The sequence below is a fragment of the Sulfurisphaera ohwakuensis genome (assembly GCF_009729055.1).
GTDB lineage: Archaea > Thermoproteota > Thermoprotei_A > Sulfolobales > Sulfolobaceae > Sulfurisphaera > Sulfurisphaera ohwakuensis.
Genome location: NZ_CP045484.1, coordinates 1,424,590 through 1,446,896 on the forward strand (window position 1 = coordinate 1,424,590; position 22,307 = coordinate 1,446,896).

General features: G+C 32.1%; 22 protein-coding genes, 1 tRNA gene and 1 rRNA gene. 18 read left to right on the plus strand and 6 right to left on the minus strand.

Annotated elements, in window-relative coordinates; genetic code table 11:
* From map to D1869_RS07990, 9 genes are all read left to right on the plus strand, one after another.
* Window positions 1-894, plus strand: a complete 894-nt coding sequence (gene map, locus D1869_RS07950; protein WP_156014633.1) for a type II methionyl aminopeptidase — start codon at window positions 1-3, stop codon at window positions 892-894.
* A 182-nt stretch (window positions 895-1,076) separates the two neighbouring features.
* Window positions 1,077-2,219: a DUF1512 domain-containing protein gene (locus tag D1869_RS07955; protein ID WP_156014634.1), complete on the plus strand. Its 1,143-nt coding sequence runs from the start codon at window positions 1,077-1,079 to the stop codon at window positions 2,217-2,219.
* Window positions 2,216-2,410: a hypothetical protein gene (locus D1869_RS07960; RefSeq protein ID WP_156014635.1), complete on the plus strand. Its 195-nt coding sequence runs from the start codon at window positions 2,216-2,218 to the stop codon at window positions 2,408-2,410. The genes D1869_RS07955 and D1869_RS07960 overlap by 4 nt, the downstream gene beginning before the upstream one ends.
* Before the next feature lie 49 nt (window positions 2,411-2,459).
* Window positions 2,460-2,578, plus strand: a 5S ribosomal RNA gene (gene rrf / locus D1869_RS07965).
* A 42-nt stretch (window positions 2,579-2,620) separates the two neighbouring features.
* Window positions 2,621-3,808, plus strand: coding sequence for an HD domain-containing protein (locus tag D1869_RS07970; protein WP_156014636.1), 1,188 nt, complete (start codon window positions 2,621-2,623; stop codon window positions 3,806-3,808).
* A complete protein-coding gene (locus tag D1869_RS07975; protein ID WP_156014637.1) occupies window positions 3,805-4,491 on the plus strand; it encodes a phosphoglycolate phosphatase in 687 nt (228 codons plus the stop codon). The genes D1869_RS07970 and D1869_RS07975 overlap by 4 nt, the downstream gene beginning before the upstream one ends.
* Window positions 4,478-6,178: a glutamate--tRNA ligase gene (locus D1869_RS07980; RefSeq protein WP_156014638.1), complete on the plus strand. Its 1,701-nt coding sequence runs from the start codon at window positions 4,478-4,480 to the stop codon at window positions 6,176-6,178. The genes D1869_RS07975 and D1869_RS07980 overlap by 14 nt, the downstream gene beginning before the upstream one ends.
* 60 nt (window positions 6,179-6,238) lie before the next feature.
* Window positions 6,239-6,619, plus strand: coding sequence for a 50S ribosomal protein L7Ae (gene rpl7ae / locus D1869_RS07985; RefSeq protein WP_010979469.1), 381 nt, complete (start codon window positions 6,239-6,241; stop codon window positions 6,617-6,619).
* A gap of 10 nt (window positions 6,620-6,629) precedes the next feature.
* Window positions 6,630-7,874, plus strand: a complete 1,245-nt coding sequence (locus D1869_RS07990; RefSeq protein ID WP_156014639.1) for a glycosyltransferase family 4 protein — start codon at window positions 6,630-6,632, stop codon at window positions 7,872-7,874.
* Between the two features lie 66 nt (window positions 7,875-7,940).
* Here D1869_RS07990 and D1869_RS07995 read toward each other — a convergent pair.
* A tRNA-Arg gene (locus D1869_RS07995) sits at window positions 7,941-8,015 on the minus strand.
* A gap of 60 nt (window positions 8,016-8,075) precedes the next feature.
* Here D1869_RS07995 and D1869_RS08000 point away from each other — a divergent pair.
* Window positions 8,076-10,706: a DNA-directed DNA polymerase I gene (locus D1869_RS08000; protein ID WP_156014640.1), complete on the plus strand. Its 2,631-nt coding sequence runs from the start codon at window positions 8,076-8,078 to the stop codon at window positions 10,704-10,706.
* A 2-nt stretch (window positions 10,707-10,708) separates the two neighbouring features.
* Here D1869_RS08000 and D1869_RS08005 read toward each other — a convergent pair whose 3' ends face one another.
* From D1869_RS08005 to D1869_RS08015, 3 genes are read right to left on the minus strand one after another with little or no spacing between them, the layout of a single operon-like run.
* Entirely contained in the window at window positions 10,709-11,140 is a 432-nt protein-coding gene (locus D1869_RS08005) for a DUF2286 domain-containing protein (RefSeq protein WP_010979472.1), read from the minus strand.
* Window positions 11,137-11,622, minus strand: a complete 486-nt coding sequence (locus tag D1869_RS08010) for a protein-lysine N-methyltransferase (RefSeq protein WP_052846965.1) — start codon at window positions 11,620-11,622, stop codon at window positions 11,137-11,139. Before D1869_RS08010 ends, D1869_RS08005 begins: the two co-directional genes overlap by 4 nt.
* An 18-nt stretch (window positions 11,623-11,640) precedes the next feature.
* A complete protein-coding gene (locus D1869_RS08015) occupies window positions 11,641-11,961 on the minus strand; it encodes a hypothetical protein (RefSeq protein WP_156014641.1) in 321 nt (106 codons plus the stop codon).
* Between the two features lie 35 nt (window positions 11,962-11,996).
* On the opposite strand from D1869_RS08015, the gene pgsA reads away from it, so the two are divergent.
* Window positions 11,997-12,581 carry an archaetidylinositol phosphate synthase gene (pgsA, locus tag D1869_RS08020; protein WP_010979475.1) on the plus strand — a complete coding sequence of 195 codons (585 nt, stop codon included), beginning with the start codon at window positions 11,997-11,999 and terminating at the stop codon, window positions 12,579-12,581.
* Here pgsA and priL read toward each other — a convergent pair.
* Window positions 12,563-13,483, minus strand: coding sequence for a DNA primase regulatory subunit PriL (priL, locus tag D1869_RS08025; RefSeq protein ID WP_156014642.1), 921 nt, complete (start codon window positions 13,481-13,483; stop codon window positions 12,563-12,565). The two genes, pgsA and priL, sit on opposite strands and share 19 nt — an antisense overlap.
* Before the next feature lie 67 nt (window positions 13,484-13,550).
* On the opposite strand from priL, the gene metG reads away from it, so the two are divergent.
* The gene (gene metG, locus D1869_RS08030; RefSeq protein ID WP_156014643.1) at window positions 13,551-15,266 is read left to right on the plus strand and encodes a methionine--tRNA ligase; all 1,716 of its coding nucleotides are present in this window, start codon (window positions 13,551-13,553) and stop codon (window positions 15,264-15,266) included.
* Here the strand turns inward: metG and D1869_RS08035 are convergent.
* Window positions 15,255-17,360 carry a V-type ATP synthase subunit I gene (locus D1869_RS08035; protein WP_184650923.1) on the minus strand — a complete coding sequence of 702 codons (2,106 nt, stop codon included), beginning with the start codon at window positions 17,358-17,360 and terminating at the stop codon, window positions 15,255-15,257. The two genes, metG and D1869_RS08035, sit on opposite strands and share 12 nt — an antisense overlap.
* A gap of 70 nt (window positions 17,361-17,430) precedes the next feature.
* Between D1869_RS08035 and D1869_RS08040 the strand changes: the two genes are divergently transcribed.
* From D1869_RS08040 to D1869_RS08065, 6 genes are read left to right on the plus strand one after another with little or no spacing between them, the layout of a single operon-like run.
* Window positions 17,431-17,733 carry a V-type ATP synthase subunit F gene (locus D1869_RS08040; RefSeq protein ID WP_156014644.1) on the plus strand — a complete coding sequence of 101 codons (303 nt, stop codon included), beginning with the start codon at window positions 17,431-17,433 and terminating at the stop codon, window positions 17,731-17,733.
* Window positions 17,730-18,314 carry a V-type ATP synthase subunit E gene (locus tag D1869_RS08045; RefSeq protein ID WP_156014645.1) on the plus strand — a complete coding sequence of 195 codons (585 nt, stop codon included), beginning with the start codon at window positions 17,730-17,732 and terminating at the stop codon, window positions 18,312-18,314. The genes D1869_RS08040 and D1869_RS08045 overlap by 4 nt, the downstream gene beginning before the upstream one ends.
* 1 nt (window position 18,315) lies before the next feature.
* Complete coding sequence (locus D1869_RS08050) at window positions 18,316-20,094, plus strand: ATP synthase subunit A (RefSeq protein ID WP_156014646.1); 1,779 nt, start codon at window positions 18,316-18,318, stop codon at window positions 20,092-20,094.
* Complete coding sequence (locus D1869_RS08055) at window positions 20,095-21,492, plus strand: ATP synthase subunit B (RefSeq protein ID WP_156014647.1); 1,398 nt, start codon at window positions 20,095-20,097, stop codon at window positions 21,490-21,492.
* Window positions 21,489-22,139, plus strand: coding sequence for a V-type ATP synthase subunit D (locus tag D1869_RS08060; RefSeq protein ID WP_156014648.1), 651 nt, complete (start codon window positions 21,489-21,491; stop codon window positions 22,137-22,139). The genes D1869_RS08055 and D1869_RS08060 overlap by 4 nt, the downstream gene beginning before the upstream one ends.
* Window positions 22,123-22,302 carry an ATPase gene (locus tag D1869_RS08065; RefSeq protein WP_156014649.1) on the plus strand — a complete coding sequence of 60 codons (180 nt, stop codon included), beginning with the start codon at window positions 22,123-22,125 and terminating at the stop codon, window positions 22,300-22,302. The genes D1869_RS08060 and D1869_RS08065 overlap by 17 nt, the downstream gene beginning before the upstream one ends.
* Window positions 22,303-22,307 lie beyond the last annotated feature (5 nt).

The following is a 22,307-nucleotide window of genomic DNA, read 5'->3' on the forward strand; positions in this document are numbered from 1 at the left end:
GTGGAAGAATCAGATTTAGAATTATTAAGAAAAGCAGGCAAGATAGCTGCAAAGGCTAGAGATTATGGTGCTAAACTGATAAAACCTGGAGCTAAAGTTTATGATATTTGTGAAACAGTAGAAAAGATAATAATAGAAGAGGGAGCTAAACCAGCGTTTCCTTGCAATCTGTCTATAAATTCTGAAGCAGCTCATTATAGCCCATTAATAGATGATGAAAAAACTATTCCAGAAGGTGCTGTAGTAAAATTAGATATAGGTGCTCATATTGATGGTTATATTACTGATACGGCAGTTACAGTAGTATTAGACGATAAATACCAAAAACTTGCTGAAGCAGCAAAAGATGCACTCAACGCTGCTATAGCTAACTTTAAACCCGGTACTGATTTAGGAGAGATTGGAAAAAACATAGAAAAAATAATAAAGATCCATGGTTTCAAACCTATAAGGAATTTAGGAGGCCATTTGATAAGACGATATGAACTTCATGCTGGAGTGTTTGTACCAAACATTTATGAAAGAGGCCTTGGAAGAATTATTGAAGGTAATACCTATGCTATAGAACCATTTGCAACAAATGGGGAAGGAGAGGTTATTGAAGGTAAAGATATTACTATTTATTCAATTAAAACACTAAATGCTAAAGGACTTACTGATGAAGAAAAAAGATTCCTAGCTGAAATATATAAAAAAGCAAATATGCTACCATTCAATGAAAGATGGTTAAGAGATCTGGGAGAACCTAATTACATAAGACAAATGTTAAAAACTTTAGTAAGAAGGGGTGCATTAAGGGCATATCCAATTTTAATAGAAGTAAGAAAAGGATTAGTTTCTCAGTTTGAGCACACGGTACTAGTTACTAGAGATGGTGCTGAAATTATAACTTAACAAGATTAACATTTTGTTGCAAATGATCTAATCTAAACTCATGGAGACATCTTATTTAATGTTATTACTTTCTGTAGAAACATAACCATTTATAAATAGCTTAATAATAGCACTATGAACAACATTTAAGCCATCCATTAATTTTTAATAAAGTTTAATTAGGTGGCATATAATATTAATCAATGAGAAGCATGTTAGATCTATTAGCATATGCACAAAGTAGCTCAAGTCAAATTAATGCTACCTATACTATAATAGGCTACTTTGTATTCTTCTTAATTATAATACTACTATCATTGCCTGGATTTCAACAGAAGATGTATATTTATTTTGTGGCAAGGGACATAGAAAATGGACTTTTGAAACTAGAGAATTTCAGTAAAAATGCTAAAAAGAAAACTGTTGAGCTACTTAAAAAGAATGGTGCGGTAAATGCAGATGAGTTAACAGAAAAATTTGCTGAATGGTTTACAATAGACCCAGTAAATGTCGAACCAACTGATATAATAAGCAGAATGAGACTTCTAATAAGAACCAGTGAAGATAAAATAAAACAATTAATAATGCTTTCTTTGCCAAATTTGGATCCAGTAACTAGAAGTAAAATAGAAGTTTCAGCTGAAATAGTTAACGCATTAAATATGATATATAAAGTAATTAGACATTATCTAATATTAGGGAAAAAACTTCAAAGTTATTTTATATTAGTACAGTTACAGTCTATCGTACCAATGCTCGTTAAAATGGCTGAGGCTTACGAAAAAGCACAAGATGTATTTCTAAAAGGTATACCGGTCGGAGATTCATTAGGACCTCTAGTAGCTTCAAGATTTCTAGTTAATATATCTGAGAAATGGTCACCAAGTAGAGAAATGATAGCAGGAGAAACAGAATTTGAAGGGAGAAGATTAATAGTATTAAAGGCTGAAGGACCTATGGCAACAGTGGGAACTCCAGGCGAGGCTGTGGAAAATGTTGTAAATAAGTTGGGTGGAAAAGTTAGCAGAATTATAACTGTTGATGCTGCTGCAAAGCTTGAAGGAGAGCAAACTGGAAGTATAGCAGAGGGAACTGGTGTAGCAATGGGTGATCCTGGACCAGAAAAAATAGCTATTGAAAGGGTTGCTGTGAAATACAATATTCCAATTGATGCTTTAATAGTTAAAATGAGCATGGAGGAGGCTATAACTGAGATGCCAAAAGAAGTTTATGAAGCTGCAGATAAAGTAGTCGAAATGGTTAAACAATTAATCAAGCAGAGAACTCAGCCAGGTGATACTGTAATCTTAGTGGGTGTAGGTAACACAGTAGGTGTTGCACAGTGAGTCAAGTTAATCAGACTCAACAGAATAAAACAATTATCACTGTTCTAAAGTGCTTAAAATGCTCTTATTCTGTAGAAAGGCAATTTAGGGAAGGAGATTTTGTGCTAAAGATTGATGGTACATGTCCAAATGACGGTTCTCCATTATATATTTGGGGAATTTACGCGAAATCAGTAAATGAGAAGAAGTAAGTATTATGTAAGATAGTTTTTTAAGGGAGTTAAACTATTTATTAATTGCCCACTCGGCCATAGTGGGCGGGTAACACCCGGACTCGTCTCGAACCCGGAAGTTAAGCCGCCCACGTTAGAAGGGCCGTGGGATCCGCGAGGACCCGCAGCCCTTCTAAGCCGAGATGGGCTTCACCAAATTTTTAATAATAATACTACACCATTTTAGTTATGAAAAAAATATTCGATGAGATTCATGGTTATATAACACTTAATGATATAGAGACAAAATTAGTTGATACACCCATTTTCCAAAGATTAAGACGAGTTAAACAAACTAGTTTAGCTTATATTGTGTACCCAGGCGCTATGCATACTCGGTTTAGCCATTCTATTGGAGCACTACATTTAGCAAATAGATTAGGCTTGAGACTTTATAATGAAGGAGTAATAAACCAAGAAGAGATCCAGTATCTTAGGCTTGCAGCTTTATTAAATGATTTGGGTCAATTTCCCTTTAGTCATTCTATTGAGCCTTTATTTCTTAGCAAGAATATTAGTAATAAATATTTAAGAGATTTAATAATTACAAAAAGTCAAGAAATAAACGAGATATTTGAAGAATATTCTATTTCTTCGAAGAAAATACTAGATATATATCACGGTCAATCTTTTCTTTCAGCTATAATAGATAGTGATGTAGATGTAGATAGGATGGATTATCTAATAAGAGATTCAAAACATACTGGTGTGCAATTAGGTAACTTAGATTTAGATAGACTTATTGATACTATTAATTACGGAGAGAATAAAACAATAATAATTCTTGATAAGGGATTAACTTCCTTAGAAAATTTTTATATATCCAGATTGCATATGTACCAGTCAGTTTATTATCATAAAACTATTTTAGGGTACGAAATTCAATTAAGAAATATTTTCTCTCAATTATCAGAATTCTGCTGTCCTGGGATTTTCGATGAATCTTTTCTTAAAGATAGCGTGACTACAAACTACTTTGCATATTGGGACGATGAATGGCTATTTTCAAAATTATATGAAAGCCTATTTGACCCATCTGTACCAGACAGCATAAAAGTTAAGATAAAAAATTTCTTAGATAGGAATGGTCCTAAAGTAGTTTATGAAGAAATTTCTTTTCAAAATATTGAATCTAGAATAGAGGAAAATGTGCTAAAACTTACTAGGTACGGAATTCCAGAAACAGCTATATATCCGTTTGAGGAAGCAATTAAAATCATAGATAAATCTAAAATAAAAATAAAGACTAAGAACAAAGAAAAGGACCTAAAGGAGTATTCAAGTACTCTACTTAACGTAATTCCTTCAGTTATTTATATCAGAAGAATTTATGTTGAAGGCATGTATTCAAAAAAAGCGAGGGACTTACTTAGTTGATAAGGTTAGTTTTAGTAGACGTAGATGGTACGTTAACAGTTGATAGAAATTCATATGAGATAGAACTCTCTGCAATAGAATCATTAAGAAGATTAGAGAAAAATGGTATAAAGGTAGGTTTAGTAAGCGGTAATTCTTATCCAGTACTAAGAGGTCTCTACACATATTTTTATTTTCATGGGGGTTTGGTTGCTGAAAATGGTTGTATAGTATACTATAACAAGCTTGTAAGAGTATGTGAACCTATTGATAAATCATTAGCAGAAAAATTTAGTAAAATATTTAGTGTTATTTCAAGCTGGCAAAATGAGTTTAAGTGTTGTGATCTATCTTTTACACCTCCAACTCTTTCTGACAAAATGATAGAATGGGCTAAAAATATGGGTCTTTATATTAAGAGTAGTGGATATGCTATTCATATTTCGAAATCTCAAACTGGTAAAGGAATAGGTGTAAGAAAACTAATAGAGCTTCATAATTTAGATAAATCAGAAGTTCTAGGAATTGGAGATTCAAGCACTGATATAGAATTTTTTCAAGAGGTTGGTATAAAAGTTGCTGTAGGTAATGGTGATGAAGAAGTTAAAAAGGTAGCTAACTATGTTACTTTAAATAATAGTGGAAAAGGAGTAGTCGAAATCGTAGATAAAATATTAAAAGGTGAGTTAGATGGAAGAAATTGAGGAATTAGTATATAAATATGCACTACAGAATGCTTATAAACACGGTGGTAAAGCGCAAGACAAAGCTGTTGTAAGCAAGATTTTTGTTGAGCGTCCTGATTTAAGATCTAGAGCTAAGGAAATATCTGAGATAGCAAAGAAAATAGTAGAAAAAGTAAATTCGATGAGTATTCAAGATCAAGAAAGAGAACTTAAAGAAAAATATCCAGATTTACTCGAAGAGAAAAAGAAGGAAGAGCCAGAAAAGAAAACTCTTCCTCCAATTAAGGTCGAAGGAAAATTTGTTACAAGATTTGCACCAAATCCTGATGGGCCCATTCACTTAGGTAATGCTAGGGCAGCTATCATCTCTTATAAATATGCTGAAATGTATAAAGGTGAGTTTATCCTAAGGTTTGACGATACTGATCCAAAGGTTAAAAAGCCAATAAAAGAGGCGTATGATTGGATTAGGAAAGATCTTGAATGGTTAGGTATAAAGTGGAATAAAGAAGTTAAAGCATCAGAAAGACTAGAATTCTATTACAGTATGGCTAAAGAGCTTATAAGTAAAGGCTTTGCATATGTTGATACTTGCTCAGAGGAAGAGTTCAAAAAAATGAGAGATTCTGGTAAACCGTGTCCAAATAGATTAAAATCAGCGGAGGATAATCTTTACTTATTTGAGAAGATGCTTAATGGAGAGTTTAAAGAAGGAGAAGCTGTAGTAAGGATAAAAACTGATCTCTCTTTACCTGATCCATCGCAAAGAGATTGGGTTTTACTTCGAATAATAGATGTTAAGAAAAACCCTCATCCTATCACTGGCGATAAATATTGGATTTGGCCTACTTATAATTTCGCAAGTGCCTTAGACGATCATGACTTAGGTATAACTCACATTTTCAGAGGTAAAGAACATGAAGTAAATGCAGAAAAACAGAAATGGATATACAACTACATGGGCTGGAAATATCCTTATGTTGAAGAATTTGGTAGGCTTAGATTAGAAGGATTTATGATGAGTAAATCAAAGATTAGAACAGTATTAGAGAAAGGCGTAAGCATTGATGATCCCAGATTACCTACGTTGGCTGGATTAAGGAGAAGAGGAATTCTACCAGAAACAATAATAGAAACTATAATTACAGTAGGTTTAAAGGTTAGTGATGCAACTATAAGTTTTGACAATTTAGCTGCACTTAATAGAAAGAAGTTGGATCCAATAGCTAAGAGACTTATGTTCGTTCAACAGCCTAAGGAGTTTATTATTGAGTTATCAGAACCAATTAGGGCAAAAATACCATATAACCCTAGTAAACCTTCAGAATATAGAGAAATTTTAGTAAATCCTGGAGATAAGATTCTTCTTGACGCGAAGGATGCAGAAGAAGGTGCGGTAGTAAGGTTAATGGAACTTTGCAATGTTACAATTTCTGGAAATAAATTAATATTTCATAGTAAAACTTTGGAAGACGCGAAGAAATTAAATGCAAAAATCATACAATGGGTAAAAAAGGATGAAGCTTCTAACGTTGAGGTAATTATACCAGATCCGAATGAAGAGAAGCCACCTATATCCGGTTATGGAGAAAAAGAAATTGGGAATCTAAAAATCAATGAAATAGTACAGTTCATAAGATTTGGGTTCGTTAGGGTCGATAATAAGATCGATAATAAGGTTACCGTAATATTCTCACATGAGTAACTTTATTAACCTAATAAGTTAATTCTTTTTTGCGTGACGAAATAAGAGGAGGATGAACGCATGTCTAAACCCTCATATGTTAAATTCGATGTACCAGAGGATTTGGCTAATAAGGTATTAGATGCTGTAAGAAAAGCAAAGGAATCTGGAAAGATAAAGAAAGGAACTAATGAGACAACAAAAGCTGTAGAAAGAGGTCAAGCCAAGCTGGTTGTAATTGCAACAGACGTGCAGCCCGAAGAAATAGTAGCTCACTTACCACTATTATGTGAGGAAAAGAAAATACCATATGTTTATGTCCCGTCAAAGAAGGCATTGGGAGAAGCATGTGGTTTACAAGTGGCTGCTGCCTCAGCGGCTATTATAGATCCTGGAGAAGCAAAGGATTTATTAGATGAGATTGTAAAAAGAGTAGAAGAATTAAAAGGTAAAGCAAGCTAAATTTTTTGGTATGAAAATTTTTGCTATAGGGAATGTTTTTAATCCTTCAGGTGTTTCTTCGCATATTATAAATGTTCTTAAAGGTCTTTCTAAATTAGGTGAAGAAGTCACATTATATGTTCCACATTTTCTTATAGATAATAAAATTGAAATTTTAAAAGACTTAGAAAAAGCTGGAGTTCAAATATATCCTTTCGTGTATGATTATATTCAAAAATATAAAAGCAAAATAAGAACTATTAATTATTTTATAGAATCTCATACAGTTATATTTAGATGGAATGATATAGGAGCTGACAAGGTTTTATTAAGGGATCTAGATAGGATAAAGCCCGATATAATATATGATATGCATGAAGATACTATCACTTTAAGATTATCGTACTATTTAGGGAAGAAATTAAATGTCCCAGTGGTTAAGTTATTACATGATGAACCTTTTAGATATTCATCTTTTGGTAGAGGTTATAGAAAGATTCTCGGTCTTCAAGGTTTTATTTATGATGCTTTAATGTCTATTTTTTATAAGTTTGATAAAAGAGCATATGAAATTTCCATGGAAGATGGAATATTAAGAGGTATAGCCGCGGTATCATATGCGTCAATTTACTATTCGAAACTTGATGAAATAGCAAAAAAGTATCACGTGGCAGTGAAAGTTTATGAAATTGGAAATGCTTTTGATAAAGAGTTAATTTTTAAATATAGAAGAATAAAAGATAAAGGTGATTATGCAGTTTTCTTCGCTAGGTTAGTACCTCAAAAAGGTCTTATGGAATTACCAAAAATTGCTGAGAGGCTTTCAACCAAAATAATTGTTTTTGGGAAATTATTTTCAGAAAAATACAAAAAAAATCTTCAATCTAAGAATATTGAATATCGTGGCTATAAGCCAATCGAGGAAGTATATGATACGGTTAGCAAGGCAAAAGTTTTAATATATCCGTCTCACCAAGATGGGTATTCACTAGTAGTTTTAGACACTTTAGCCCTAGGTACTTCTGTAGTAGCCTACGATATACCAGCTATTAGGTTTGTTTATGGAGGATTAAAGCCAGTGAAAATGGTAAAAGAATATGATTATTTATCTTTAGCAAAAGTAGCTAATGAAGTACTTAGTATGCCTGAAAAAGAATATACTATGGAGCATGAAGATGAGAAAGTAAGGACATTTATAGAAAAACACTCTGACTGGTTAAATGTAGCTATTGAAACTAGAGATTTTTTAAAACAGTTTACTAGAAACGCTATATAATTATAATCATAAATTGTTCTTTTAATGCCATTAAATGTGGTAATTATCAATTTTAACTGTTTATGACGGGCCCGCCGGGATTTGAACCCGGGATCTCGGGTTCCGGAGACCCGTGCTTTGTCCTGGCTAAGCTACGGGCCCTCATTAAATGGCATTTAAGTTTATATCGTATTTCAGAATAATAATATTTTGTAGTGAGAAATGGCAAGACAAATTACACTTTTTGATTTTACATTGAAGAAAGAACAAAATAAGGATGAAAGTAGAAAAGAAGAGATCCCGCACGCTAATATCAACGAAGAGAGGAGAAAACCTAAGGAGTGGATAAAGGAGGCTGAAGAAGGGAAGAGTTATTTCTTACTTCAAGTTGATTATGATGGCAAAAAATCAAAAGCTATTTGTAAACTCTATGACAAGGAGACGAAAAAAATATACATATTATATGATAATACAGGCCATAAACCTTATTTTCTTACTGATATAGACCCAGAAAAAGTTAATAAAATTCCTAAAGTTGTAAGAGATCCTTCTTTTGATCATTTGGAAACAGTAATTAAGATAGACCCTTATTCTGGTAATAAGATAAAACTTACAAAAATAGTTGTAAAAGACCCATTAGCTGTAAGAAGGATGAGAAACTCTGTTCCAAAAGCTTACGAAGCTCATATCAAATATTTTAACAATTATATCTATGATTTAGGCCTTATACCAGGTTTGCCTTATGTAGTGAAAAAAGGGAAATTAGAGCAATTAAGACCAGAACTTAAAGGAGAAGAAGTAGATGAGATAAGAAAGGCTTTTGCTGATTCGGATGAAATGACTAAAGAAGCCGTTAACGATTGGATTCCTATTTTTGAATCTGAAGTTCCTGATGTGAAAAGAGTAGCAATAGATATAGAAGTATATACTCCTATTAAGGGACGAATTCCAGATCCAGAGAAAGCAGAATTTCCTATAATAAGCATATCCCTAGCTGGGAATGATGGTACTAAAAGAGTTCTAGTCCTACTTAGGGAGGATGTAAATTCTCAAATTACTAAGCACGATGTGATTGTAGAAACATTTAAATCTGAAAGAGAATTAATTAGAAGATTTTTCGATATAATTCTTGATTATCCGATTATACTGACATTTAATGGTGATGATTTCGATATTCCATATATTTATTATAGGGCTTTAAAGCTTAATTTTACCCCAGAAGAAATACCATTTGATATAATAAATGATGAGGGAAAATATTTAGCAGGCATTCATATAGATTTATATAAATTTTTCTTTAATAGAGCAATAAGAAATTATGCATTTGAAGGAAAATATAATGAGTATAATCTAGATGCAGTAGCCACAGCACTATTAGGAATGTCTAAAGTTAAGCTTGATACATTAATCAGTTTCTTAGATCTTGATAAACTGATAGAATATAATTCAAGAGATGCTGAAATAACTCTTAAATTAACTACATTTAATAATAATTTGGTATGGAAATTAATTATATTATTAGCAAGAATATCAAAGATGGGATTAGAGGAATTAACTAGAACTGAAGTTTCTACATGGATTAAAAACTTATATTATTGGGAACATAGGAGAAGAAACTGGCTTATTCCATTAAAAGAAGAAATACTAACTAGATCAAGTCAGATTAAGACTGCAGCTATAATAAAAGGGAAGAGATATAAGGGTGCTGTAGTAATTGATCCACCAGCTGGTGTTTTCTTTAATGTCGTTGTTCTTGATTTTGCATCACTGTATCCCTCAATTATTAGGAATTGGAACATAAGTTACGAAACTGTTGATGTAGAAAATTGTAAGAACAAAGAATATGTAAGAGATGAAACTGGTGAAGTTTTACATTATATATGTAAAGATAAGCCTGGTATAACGGCTGTAATTACAGGTTTGTTGAGAGATTTTAGAGTTAAAGTTTACAAGAAAAAGGCAAAGTCACAAAATATATCTGAAGAGCAGAGATCGGTTTATGATGTAGTGCAAAGAGCAATGAAAGTATTCATAAACGCGACTTATGGTGTATTTGGTGCTGAGAATTTCCCACTATATGCTCCTGCTGTTGCTGAAAGTGTTACTGCAATAGGTAGATATGTTATTACTACAACGGTAAACTATTGTAGGTCAATTGGTTTACAAGTTTTATATGGCGATACTGATTCGATGTTTTTATGGAATCCATCTAAAGAGAAATTAGAAGAAATAATAAAATTTGTAAAGGGTAAATTTGGTTTAGACTTAGAAGTAGATAAAGTATATAAATTTGTAGCATTTTCTGGTCTAAAGAAGAACTATTTAGGTGTTTATCCGGATGGTAAAACAGATATTAAAGGTATGTTAGCCAAGAAGAGAAATACTCCGGAGTTCATTAAAAAAGAGTTTAACGAAGTTAAGCAGCTTGTCACTACTATAAATTCCCCAGATGATATACCTAAGATAAGAGATCAATTAGAGTATAAGATTAAGGAGATATACGAGAAATTAAGACATAAGGGTTACAATCTTGATGAGCTGGCATTTAGAGTAATGTTATCTAAGCCTTTAGAAAGTTATACTAAGAATACACCACAACATGTTAAAGCTGCATTACAATTAAGATCTTATGGTGTAATGGTTCTACCTAGAGATATAATAATGTTTGTCAAAGTGAAAAGCAAAGATGGTGTAAAACCTGTTCAACTTGCAAAACTGAGTGAGATAGATGTGGATAAATATATTGATGCAGTAAGATCAACATTTGAACAAATACTAAAAGCGTTTGGTATTAATTGGGGCCAATTTACTACAACTTCTATCGATACTTTCTTTAACATAAGTAAAAAGTAGTTTTATTCTTCTTCTTCGGCTTCTTCTGTTTCTGTCTCTTGTACTGGTGAAGTTACTTGTTTTGCGTATTCTAATAATTCGTTTTCACTTTTATCATCTATATAAGGAGAAACAACATAAACTTTTTTGTCCTTAAAATCTGACTCAACCCACTCATTATCGAAACTGATCACAAATATAGGAATCTCAGCTATTGCCTCTGATTTTGTTCTAGATTTTATATAATTTTTTAACATTTCATAGGTTTGTGGTTTAAGGGGCAGAGGAATATGAATTTCATACATATCTTTCATTATTATGAAATCAGATAAGTTCTCATTCCATTCTTTTAGGGCTAACGTAGCTGTATTTCTTAATACTTGTGGTAAGTCACCTTCTACAATATCCTTTTTTGAAACTTGGCCATTTTCACTTTTGACTACTAAAACCTTCACTTGTGCTCACCTATAACATATAAGTAAACTTGATGAGTCATACCTTTGTCTTCAACCTTTATAACTTCTTTTGGTACCCATCCTCTCATTTCGAATTCATGTGAAACTACTCTAGTACCAGGCTTTAACTCTTTTTCTAATTTAGGTTTTAACATTTCATTAACGTTAGTTAGTAGAAACATAGTGACTATAGTAGCCTCTGAAAGATCGATCTCGAAAAAATTACCCTTTATTACTATGGCCTTATTTTCCACTCCGTTTCTCTTTATATTTTCTAGAGCTTCTTTTATTCTTTCGTCATTTATTTCAATACCTACAGCTTTTTTAACGTTGAAATCTTTTGCTGCAGTAATTATGATTCTTCCGTCTCCACATCCTAAATCATAAACAATATCTTCTGGTCCTGCATTAGCGATCTCTAACATCCTTCTTACTACTTTTTCTGGTGTTGGTACATATGGGACGTGAGGTATATAGCTCACTTTGCTCACTAATGTAATTTATTGGGACAAGATATTTTTAATTTTTTCAAGTGCTTGTTTTTTACCTTCTTCCGGGTCAGGCTCTAACTTCTGTGGATTAAAAGGCATTTGTGTTAATATAGGTGTAATTTTTCCATCATCTGTTTCTAAAAACAATTGTGGTAAAAAAGTCGTTCCAAATTCGTCTTTCTCTCCATAGTCAGCTAAAAAAGCATAATCTTCCATTTTTATTTCTTTTTCTAAGTTTAGTTCCTTACTTAGTTCATCTATTACTTTTAAAAATGGTTTATGAGATGGATGTGCTTCTGAGGTTACCAGAATCAGTTTTTTAGCCTTCATATTCCCACTAAAAGTAAAAGTAATAGTTTAAAACGGTGATGGTTTTGATTACTAAGATAAGAAAGCAGTCTAAGAAGATATTGCAGCCTATAGCATTGGCTTTAATAAAGATTAATGTGTCTGCAAATACTATAACTTTTGTAGGCTTAATTCTATCTTTCTTATATTTAGCGATTATGTATTTCTTAAAAGATATAATAATTGGCTTGATTCTTCTTGCATTATCCGCATTTATGGATGCTATAGATGGGGAAGTTGCCAGGTTAAGTAATAAAGCAGGAAGTAAGGGAAGTTTCCTTGATAGTAGTTTAGATAGAATAGAAGATATTAATTATATATCTGGGTTATTTAGTCTAGGTTTCACGCCCCTCTTAATAGGACTATTAATTGGTGTATCTGTAACAATTTCTTATTTAAGAGCTAAAGCTGAATCCTTAGGAATAAAAATGGAAGGTAGAGGAATCATAGAAAGAGGAGAAAGAATAATGTTTTTGGTTATACTTTTATTGTTGTATCTATTATCTTTTACTATTTCATATTATTTCTTTCTCATATTCTTAATACTTTCTATAATAACTGTTATCCAAAGATTTATTGCAGTTTATTCCAGTTTACCATAATAAAATTGAAGAGGGTTTAAAGTATTACAAGAGGCTACACAAAGACCAAGTTCTTTCATCTTTTTACAAGAATATACTATATACTTAGTTTTTTTATTTCCTTTAAATTTTTTAACAATATTCTCATCTTTTGTAAGATCTATAGCACTTTTTTCATCACCTATATCGATATAATATGCTATTAAAACTCCGAGTTCTGTATTATTTAGCTCCTTTTTTTTCTTTAATTCTAAAATACAAGGCGGCGTTTTTCTTCCCTTTAATTCATCTGCAAGCTTTCTAATTTGTTCTGGGATTACAACGTCACTAACATTTACCATCTTCATTAGTTTATCTCTTATTTGAAATACTAGGATCCTTACAATTTCTTCTTTTGTTAAATATACTTTACCATCTTTAAGTATATGTGATGCTAAACTAAATTTGTTATCTATTTTTCTAAGTTCTCTTGTGTATTTTAAAAAATCAATAAAATTCAAAGAATATTTAAGCGATAAAGAAAGAGTCTTTTTATTTTTCTTATATTTTATTTCTATATTATTATAATTAATATTTAATCCTAAATAATTTGCTATTTCAACTAGTGTTTCTTCACTTTCATTAAGCAAATTTTTCTCAATTATTTGTGACTCTTTATCTAGGAACTTTTTCTTTAGCATGTCATTATCTAATGCAGTTACAAGGTATAAGGTTGTATAAAATACTAGAACAGAATCCTTTATTTTATCATAAGATTCTAATTCTTTATCTTTTAAAATTTTATCTATTCTTTCCTTAGCTTGATCAAGATAATAACTTCCATTAACTAATAAATCATTTAGACTTACTCCTCCGGCATATTTGTTTAATTCATCTTCTAATGGTTTTAAAAACGGATATTTTCTAAAGTCTAGTATTAGCACTTCCTTTAATAATTTAGTGACAAAGTTTTTATAAGCTTATTACCTTTACGAAGGAATTAAGAGCAATATGAAGATATTTGTAGCCTCTGCATGGCCTTATGTAAATGCAGTACCACATCTAGGTAATTTGATAGGATCAGTATTATCTGCTGATGTTTTTGCTAGATATGCAAGGTTAAAATATGGCCAAGAGAACGTGGTATTTGTAAGTGGAAGTGACGAACATGGCACACCAATTGAGGTAGAAGCCAAGAAGAGAAATGTGAATCCTAAAGAGTTAACTGATCAAGCGCATGAATACGATAAAAAGTTATTTTTAGATGTGTGGGAGATTAGTTATAATAATTACACTAGAACAGAATCAGAAATTCACAAAACTTTTGTCAGAGATTTTATGTTAAAATTAGAAAAATATATAAAGACTGAAGAAGATGAAATTCCATATTGTGAGTATGATAAAATTTACTTACCAGATAGATTTGTGAAAGGTACTTGTCCTTATTGTGGATTTGAAGATGCAAGAGGAGATCAATGCGATAATTGTGGTAGACTATTAACGCCAAGACTTCTAATTAATCCTAAGTGCGTATTATGTGGAAGAACGCCAGTATTTAAGAAAACTAAACACTGGTTTTTTGATCTTTCAGCATTTAATGATAAAATTGAGGAATGGATCAAGAATTCTCAGACACTACCTGAAAATGTTAAGTCAGTAGCCTTAAGTTGGGTTAAAGAAGGACTAAAGCCAAGAAGCATTACGAGAGATAATGCTTGGGGTATTCCAGCACCTTTCGAAGGTGCTGAAGGTAAAACTATCTATGTATGGTTTGAGGCATTATTAGGTTATATCTCTGCTACGATAGAATATTTTAAGAAGATAGGAAAAGAAGAAGAATGGAAGAAATTCTGGTTTGGAAATGATGTTAAAAGTTATTACTTTATTGGAAAGGATAACATTCCATTCCATGCTGTAATATTACCAGCAATGCTAATGGCTTCTGGAGAAAATTATGTTTTACCTACAGTTATAGCGGCAACAGAATATTTACTTTATGAAGGGCAAAAATTCAGTAAAAGTAGGAAAATTGGTGTATGGATTGATGAAGCTCCTCAATTATTAGACATAGAATACTGGAGATTCATATTGATTAGACTTAGACCAGAAGAGAGAGACACTAATTTTACATGGAGAGAAGCACTAAGGATAGTTAATACAGAATTAAATGATGATATCGGTAACTATGCAAATAGAGTATTAAGTATGGTAAGAAGATACTTTAATGGAGAGGTTCCTCAAATAAAATATGAAAAACTAAAAGATGAGGATACTAAATTTATTAGTGAAATAAAAGAAGCTCCTAAAAAGATGAGTGAATTATTTGAGTTAGGAAAATTAAAGGCCGGAAGCGAAGAAATATTAAAGTTAGCTAGAAATGGTAACTCATATTTAAACATAAGAGCACCTTGGAATTTGATAAAGAACGATAAAGAAGAAGCTGGGAATGTCTTAAATATTGCCGTTAATTCTCTTAGGACATTATCTATCATGCTATATCCATTAATGCCAAAGAGTGCCGAAAAACTATATAACATGTTAGGGTTTAAAGATATAGAGAGAGAAAAATGGGATCTCGCTGGAGAACTTGTTATTAAATCTAATCATAAAATTAATGAGGTAAGCGTTCTGTTTAAAAAAGTCGAACTAAATGAGAATGATATAAATAAAAAAATAGATGAAATAAGAAAGAACTTAGAAAAAATAAGACCTACCTTATTGCGTTAATTCAACATAAGTCATTACTGGTTCAAATTTTCTTCCTCTTCCCTCATAGAACTTACTAAACATTTCGTAGAAGTGAAGTCTCATGTCTTGGATAAATACTATTAATCCTTCTAAGGCTATTGCCAGTAAATTGCCTATAATCAATATGACTATGCCAGCTGGGTTTATGAAAACTGACAATAACGATGAAGGATTTCCTGCAGCCAAGTAAGCCATATAAGAGAATGCATAAAGGATGTAATAGTGTGCTATTGCAAAAACTAGTACACGTATGAATGATATTGTATTTGATAGCAACAGTAAAGCTGCCTCAAAACCCCCTTCAATAAAGCCAAATATTATTGCTGAACCAGTGCTAGCATGCTCATGCTTCTTTAAGAGATACGCTTTTGCAACCCAATTGTATATTAGTCCTATCTCTACCCATATTACCAAGATGTCAGCTAAAATTTGTACACTTGGAGGTGCTGGCGTACCTGAATGGAATAGGAAATATGAAATTCCTCCTAATATCATTGCTTCTTCTCCTTGATAATTGCTGATGTTAATGAATCCATATAGGAAAACTATTAGAGGTACTATATATATAATAAATAATGGTAACCTATCTAAGAATAGAAATTCTTTATCTTTTTTCTTTATAGCATTTATAACTCCAAGTAGTGTACTTACGAATAGTAATATAGATCCCAGTAGTAATGATAATAATATTGTATTAATTATTGCGTTTGCACCAGTAGGAATTATATCACTTATCTTTTCATAAAATGAAACTGGAATGGGCCAAGCATAATATAACGGGCCAACTGGTGCAGACGGGTTATTTAGTAATTCTTGTAAACCTCCTACTGGTAAAGGACCAAAGAATTCTCTAGCTAGAAGACCGGTAACCATTGCAACTATGCTTGAGTATATAAGAACTAATGAGAGTTTTACTGTATTCTCGCTTCCTCTCTTTTTACCGTAATTGTAAAACCATATAGAAAAGAGTAAAAGAACAAGTGCGTTTCCAAAATCTGGGAACATTAGACCAAAAAGGAAGGGAAATGTTATAATAAGGAATATTGTTGGCGAAATTTCCCAATAAGAAGGTGTTCCATAAAATTCTATTACAGATTCTAATGGAATAATTGATTTTGGTAATTTAACATAAGTAGGTGGTTCTTCTTGTTCTTCTCCGTATCTTTTCGGATACTCATAAGTTATAAACGCAATATTTTCTATCATCTTTGACAGTCTTTTTAGTGACTTATCTGGTACATAACCTTCAACCTGTACGTAATACTCAGATTTTCTTGCTTTTGCGAGAATATTCATTGCGTCTCTAATTGTGAGTAATTTTCCATAAAGTTCTTTAATATTTTTCTCATCTTCTTTAATTTTCTTAGCTAATTCTTCTCTTCTTTGAGTCAGTATAGTTTGTATATTATTAATTCTTTCCTTCAAGTTACCGTAGTAAATTTGTGGTGCAATAAAATCAGGTGTTTCAAATTTTCTAAGTCCAAGTTCTTTTAATATTTCGTCTAAGTTTGAGCCTTTTCTTGAAAGTACTAGGCTAGCATATCTATTATTTCCTAATTCATCTACTATAACTACAGCTCCTTTATCCTCTAGTTGTTTTTTCTGGATTTCATTAATAACTACTAATGCTACTTCGAAATGTGTAGAGGAATATAGAACCTTAAGATCGATTCCAATATTTTTAAATGGTTCTACTTCCTGAAGTTGTGAATTCAAAGTATCTAATTCTGCCCTTAATTTTCCTATTTCCTCTAGTAAATCTTTATATTTATTCTCTATTTCTGAGCCCTCGATAAATACTTGATTAGATGCCTCTATCCAGTCATTTACTTTCATTTTACCTTGAGGTTCTATATTTAATCCACCCAATTCCATTAAGATCTTCATTTTGTTTATGTGTTCGTTTACTTCACCTAGATTTCGTCTTGCATCCTCAAATCTAAGGTTTGATATTGGTGTTTTAGGTTCTTCTGGTTCGAATTCTTTAAATTTCAAGAGGGCTGTTATGAGTTCGTTTATTTTTTGTTTCGGTGTCAGTATTTCCACTCTAGCCATTGTCTCGGGAATAATCACTGTGATTCATTATGTTAAATTACGGATAGGTTAAAAATATTTAATCTTAAATTTAAAATGATAGTTCGAGATGGGTAAAGTTTTAGTTATTGGGGACAAGTACACTGTGAACCTTTTTAGATTAATTGGTGTTGAAAGCTTAGTCCTAGAAGATCCTCTAAAATTAGAGGATACAATACAAAAACTAAAGAAAAGAGAGGATATAGATCTGATATTAATTTCTAATGATTTGTATACGCCAGTAAAAGAGAAAATAGATTCGTTATTATTGGAACAGAAAAAGCCTTTAATTACGATTATACCTTCTCCTTATAGTGAATCTAAACCAATTGATGTGAAAAGTTTAATACTTAGAGCATTAGGATTTGGGTGATAAAGTTGGTTTCTTTTGAAGATTTGTTGAATTATTCTTTAAATGAAGAAAAAAATAAGATTACAGAAGAATTTAAAAAAATTTTATCTGAAATGAATCAAATAATAGACGAGGCTTACGCAGAAGTATATAGAGAATATAGCGCTAAAATAATAGACCTTGTGAATAAAAACAATGATAGAATTAGAGGAGAAATAGCTAAAATGGAGATAGAAAATAAGAGACTTATAAGTAAAGAAATGGACTATTGGATAGAAAATGTTAAAGAAAATGCAAAGAAATCATTGTACGAATTTGTTAAAACTGATAATTATAAAAAAGGCTTAGAATCCATTATTAGCAGAGAAGTAAGCGATGGTTCAATTATTTATTGTTCACCTAGTGATCAAAAATCCATAAGTGATATTATTAAGAAGAAGAAGATTAGTTGTAAGATTGTTGTTGATGAAAAAATAGTAGGCGGTATTAAAATTTACTATCCTGATAAAAGTTTATTAAAAGATTTTACACTTGAAACAATTTTAAATCAAGTTTTTGATGATATAAGGGATAAAATAGCCCAAATTTTATTTGGTGAGTAATATGGTCTCTGAAGGTAGAGTCGTGAGAGTAAACGGACCTTTAGTTATAGCTGATGGTATGAGAGAGGCACAAATGTTTGAGGTAGTATATGTAAGTGATCTTAAATTAGTAGGTGAAATAACAAGAATTGAAGGAGATAGAGCATTTATTCAGGTTTATGAAAGTACTGATGGTGTAAAACCTGGCGATAAAGTTTATAGATCTGGAGCCCCATTATCAGTAGAATTAGGTCCTGGGCTAATAGGAAAAATATATGATGGTTTACAGAGACCACTTGATTCTATAGCAAAAGTTTCTAATTCTCCATTTGTAGCTAGAGGTATCTCTATACCAGCGTTAGATAGACAAACTAAATGGCATTTTGTTCCTAAGGTAAAAAGTGGTGACAAAGTAGGTCCTGGGGATATAATTGGTGTGGTTCAAGAAACTGATCTTATAGAGCACAGAGTTTTGATCCCCCCAAATGTTCATGGGACTTTAAAAGAAGTAGCTAGAGAAGGAGATTATACTGTGGAAGATGTAGTAGCTGTAGTTGATATGAATGGTGATGAAATACCAGTAAAAATGTACCAAAAATGGCCAGTCAGAATACCTAGACCTTATAAAGAAAAATTGGAACCAGTGGAGCCCTTACTAACTGGTATAAGAGTTTTAGACACTGTATTTCCTATTGCAAAAGGTGGAACAGCCGCTATTCCAGGACCTTTCGGTAGTGGAAAGACCGTAACATTGCAAAGTCTAGCAAAATGGTCTGCTGCAAAGGTTGTAATTTATGTAGGTTGTGGCGAAAGAGGAAATGAGATGACTGACGAGTTAAGATCGTTCCCGAAGTTAAAAGACCCTTGGACTGGAAAGCCACTCCTATTAAGAACTATATTAGTTGCTAATACTAGTAATATGCCAGTAGCAGCTAGAGAATCTAGTATTTATGTTGGAGTTACTATGGCCGAATATTTCAGAGATCAAGGTTATGATGTACTGCTTGTTGCTGATTCTACGAGTAGATGGGCTGAGGCACTAAGGGATTTAGGAGGAAGAATGGAAGAAATGCCAGCTGAAGAAGGTTTCCCGAGCTATTTACCATCTAGATTAGCTGAATATTATGAAAGAGCTGGAAGAGTTATAGCTCTTGGTAATCCAGAAAGATATGGTTCAGTTACTATAGCTTCTGCAGTTTCTCCTCCTGGAGGTGATTTTACAGAACCAGTTACTAGCAATACTTTAAGATTTGTAAGAGTTTTTTGGCCTTTAGACGTTTCATTAGCACAAGCAAGGCACTATCCAGCAATTAATTGGATTCAGGGGTTCTCTGCATACGTGGACTTAGTAGCTCAATGGTGGCATAAGAATGTAGATCCTAATTGGAAAGAGATGCGTGATACTATGATGAAAGTCTTGATAAGAGAAGATGAGTTAAGACAGATTGTTAGATTAGTGGGTCCAGAATCTTTAGCTGAAAAAGATAAATTAGTCCTAGAGACTGCTAAACTAATAAAAGACGCCTTCCTTAAACAGAATGCTTATGATGATATTGATGCTTTTTCTTCACCTCAAAAGCAGGTAAGAATTATGAGGTTAATCTATATATTTTATAATCAGTCTCAAGATCTTATCAGTAAAGGTGTTCCATTGAAGAAGATACTAGACAAAGTCGGTCCTATAGAGCCGGAAATTATCAGAATTAAATACACGATTAAGAATGATGAGTTAAATAAGATTGACGAGATAGAGAATAAATTAAAAGCTACATTTGATTCATTATTAAAAGAGGTGAGCTAAATGAGTCTCCTTAATGTTAGGGAATATTCAAATATTTCAATGATTAAAGGTCCATTAATTGCTGTTCAAGGGGTTAGTGATGCCGCTTATAATGAATTAGTTGAAATTGAGATGTCGGATGGAAGTAAAAGAAGAGGATTGGTTGTAGATTCTCAGATGGGTGTAACATTTGTTCAAGTATTTGAAGGCACTACTGGAATCTCTCCTACTGGTTCCAAAGTAAGGTTTCTAGGTAGGGGTTTAGAGGTCAAAATATCAGAAGAGATGTTAGGTAGAATATTTAATCCGTTGGGTGAGCCATTAGATAATGGCCCACCAGTAATAGGTGGTGAGAAGAGAAACATAAATGGTGATCCAATAAACCCGGCTACCAGAGAATATCCAGAAGAATTTATACAAACTGGTATATCCGCGATAGATGGTTTAAATTCATTACTCAGAGGTCAAAAATTACCGATCTTCAGTGGAAGCGGTTTACCTGCAAATACTTTAGCTGCTCAGATAGCAAAACAAGCTACTGTTAGAGGAGAAGAAAGTAATTTCGCAGTAGTATTTGCCGCTATAGGAGTTAGATATGATGAAGCGTTATTCTTTAGAAAATTTTTCGAAGAAACCGGGGCAATTAATAGAGTAGCTATGTTCGTTACATTAGCTAATGATCCGCCATCTTTAAAGATCTTAACTCCTAGAACTGCTTTAACTTTAGCCGAATATTTAGCATTTGAAAAGGATATGCATGTATTGGCAATATTAATTGATATGACTAACTATTGTGAAGCTTTAAGAGAGTTAAGTGCTTCTAGAGAAGAAGTTCCAGGTAGAGGTGGTTATCCTGGTTATATGTATACTGATTTAGCTACAATCTATGAAAGAGCTGGAAAAGTAATAGGTAAGAAAGGATCAATTACTCAAATGCCTATATTAACAATGCCTAATGATGACATGACTCATCCTATTCCAGATTTAACTGGATATATAACAGAAGGGCAGATTGTGTTAGATAGATCACTATTTAATAAGGGTATATATCCCCCAATTAATGTACTGATGAGTTTATCAAGGTTAATGAAAGATGGTATTGGAGAAGGTAAAACGAGAGATGATCATAAAGATTTATCTAATCAGTTGTTTGCAGCTTATGCTAGGGCTCAAGATATAAGAGGTTTAGCTGCAATAATAGGTGAGGATAGTTTATCTGAAGTAGATAGGAAATATTTATTATTTGCTGAAGCATTCGAAAGAAGATTTGTCGCTCAAGGTGTTAACGAAAATAGAAGCATAGAAACTACCTTAGATATAGGTTGGGAAGTATTATCTATATTACCAGAGTCAGAACTTTCACTTATAAGGTCAGAATATATTAAGAAATATCATCCTAATTACCGTGGTAAGAAATGAGCTCTAGAAAAATTCTACCTACAAAACTTAATTTGATTAATTTAAGAAAACAAATAAGATTAACTAGAACTATAAAGAGATTACTGGAAAACAAAAGAGAAGTTCTTTTGATATATTTAAGAGAATATGCTAATGAGTATGAGAAACTTTATTCAGAAGTTAGTCAACTGCTCAAAGAGGTCTATGAAACATATTTAATGGGTGTGAGTGCAGAAGGAATATCCACAGTGGAATCTTATGCTAACTCTGTTCCTCCATCTTTACAAGTAAAAAGTGATCTTAAGGTTCTTTTTGGAGTAAGAATACCTATAGTTAAACTTGATGAAACTTCTATACAACCTCAACCTTTTGGTGATATAGAAGTTTCACCCTATATAACTAAATCAAGAGAAGCAATTGCCGAAGCATTTAAGAAAATATTAGAGCTAGTAGAAATGGAATCTGCAATAAGGTCATTATCTGCTGAATTAAGAAAAACTCAAAGACTAATTAATGCAATCGATTCTTATATACTTCCATATTATACATCTTCTGCTAAATATATTAAAGGAGTTTTAGATGATAGAACAAGAGAAGAATTTGTTAGACTTAAAATGATAAGAAAAGTCCTACAAAAGAGGAGAGGGGAAAATGTCGGAAATAGATAAATCAACAATAGATAAATATATAAATATTTTGAAATCAAAACTTGATCAGAAGAAAAGTGAATTACTTTCAAAAATAAACATGGAATATGAAAAAACATTAAAGCAACGACTAGATGAGCTGGAGAAGCTTAAAGGAAATATTTTAAAGGAAGTTCAAAAATAATATCA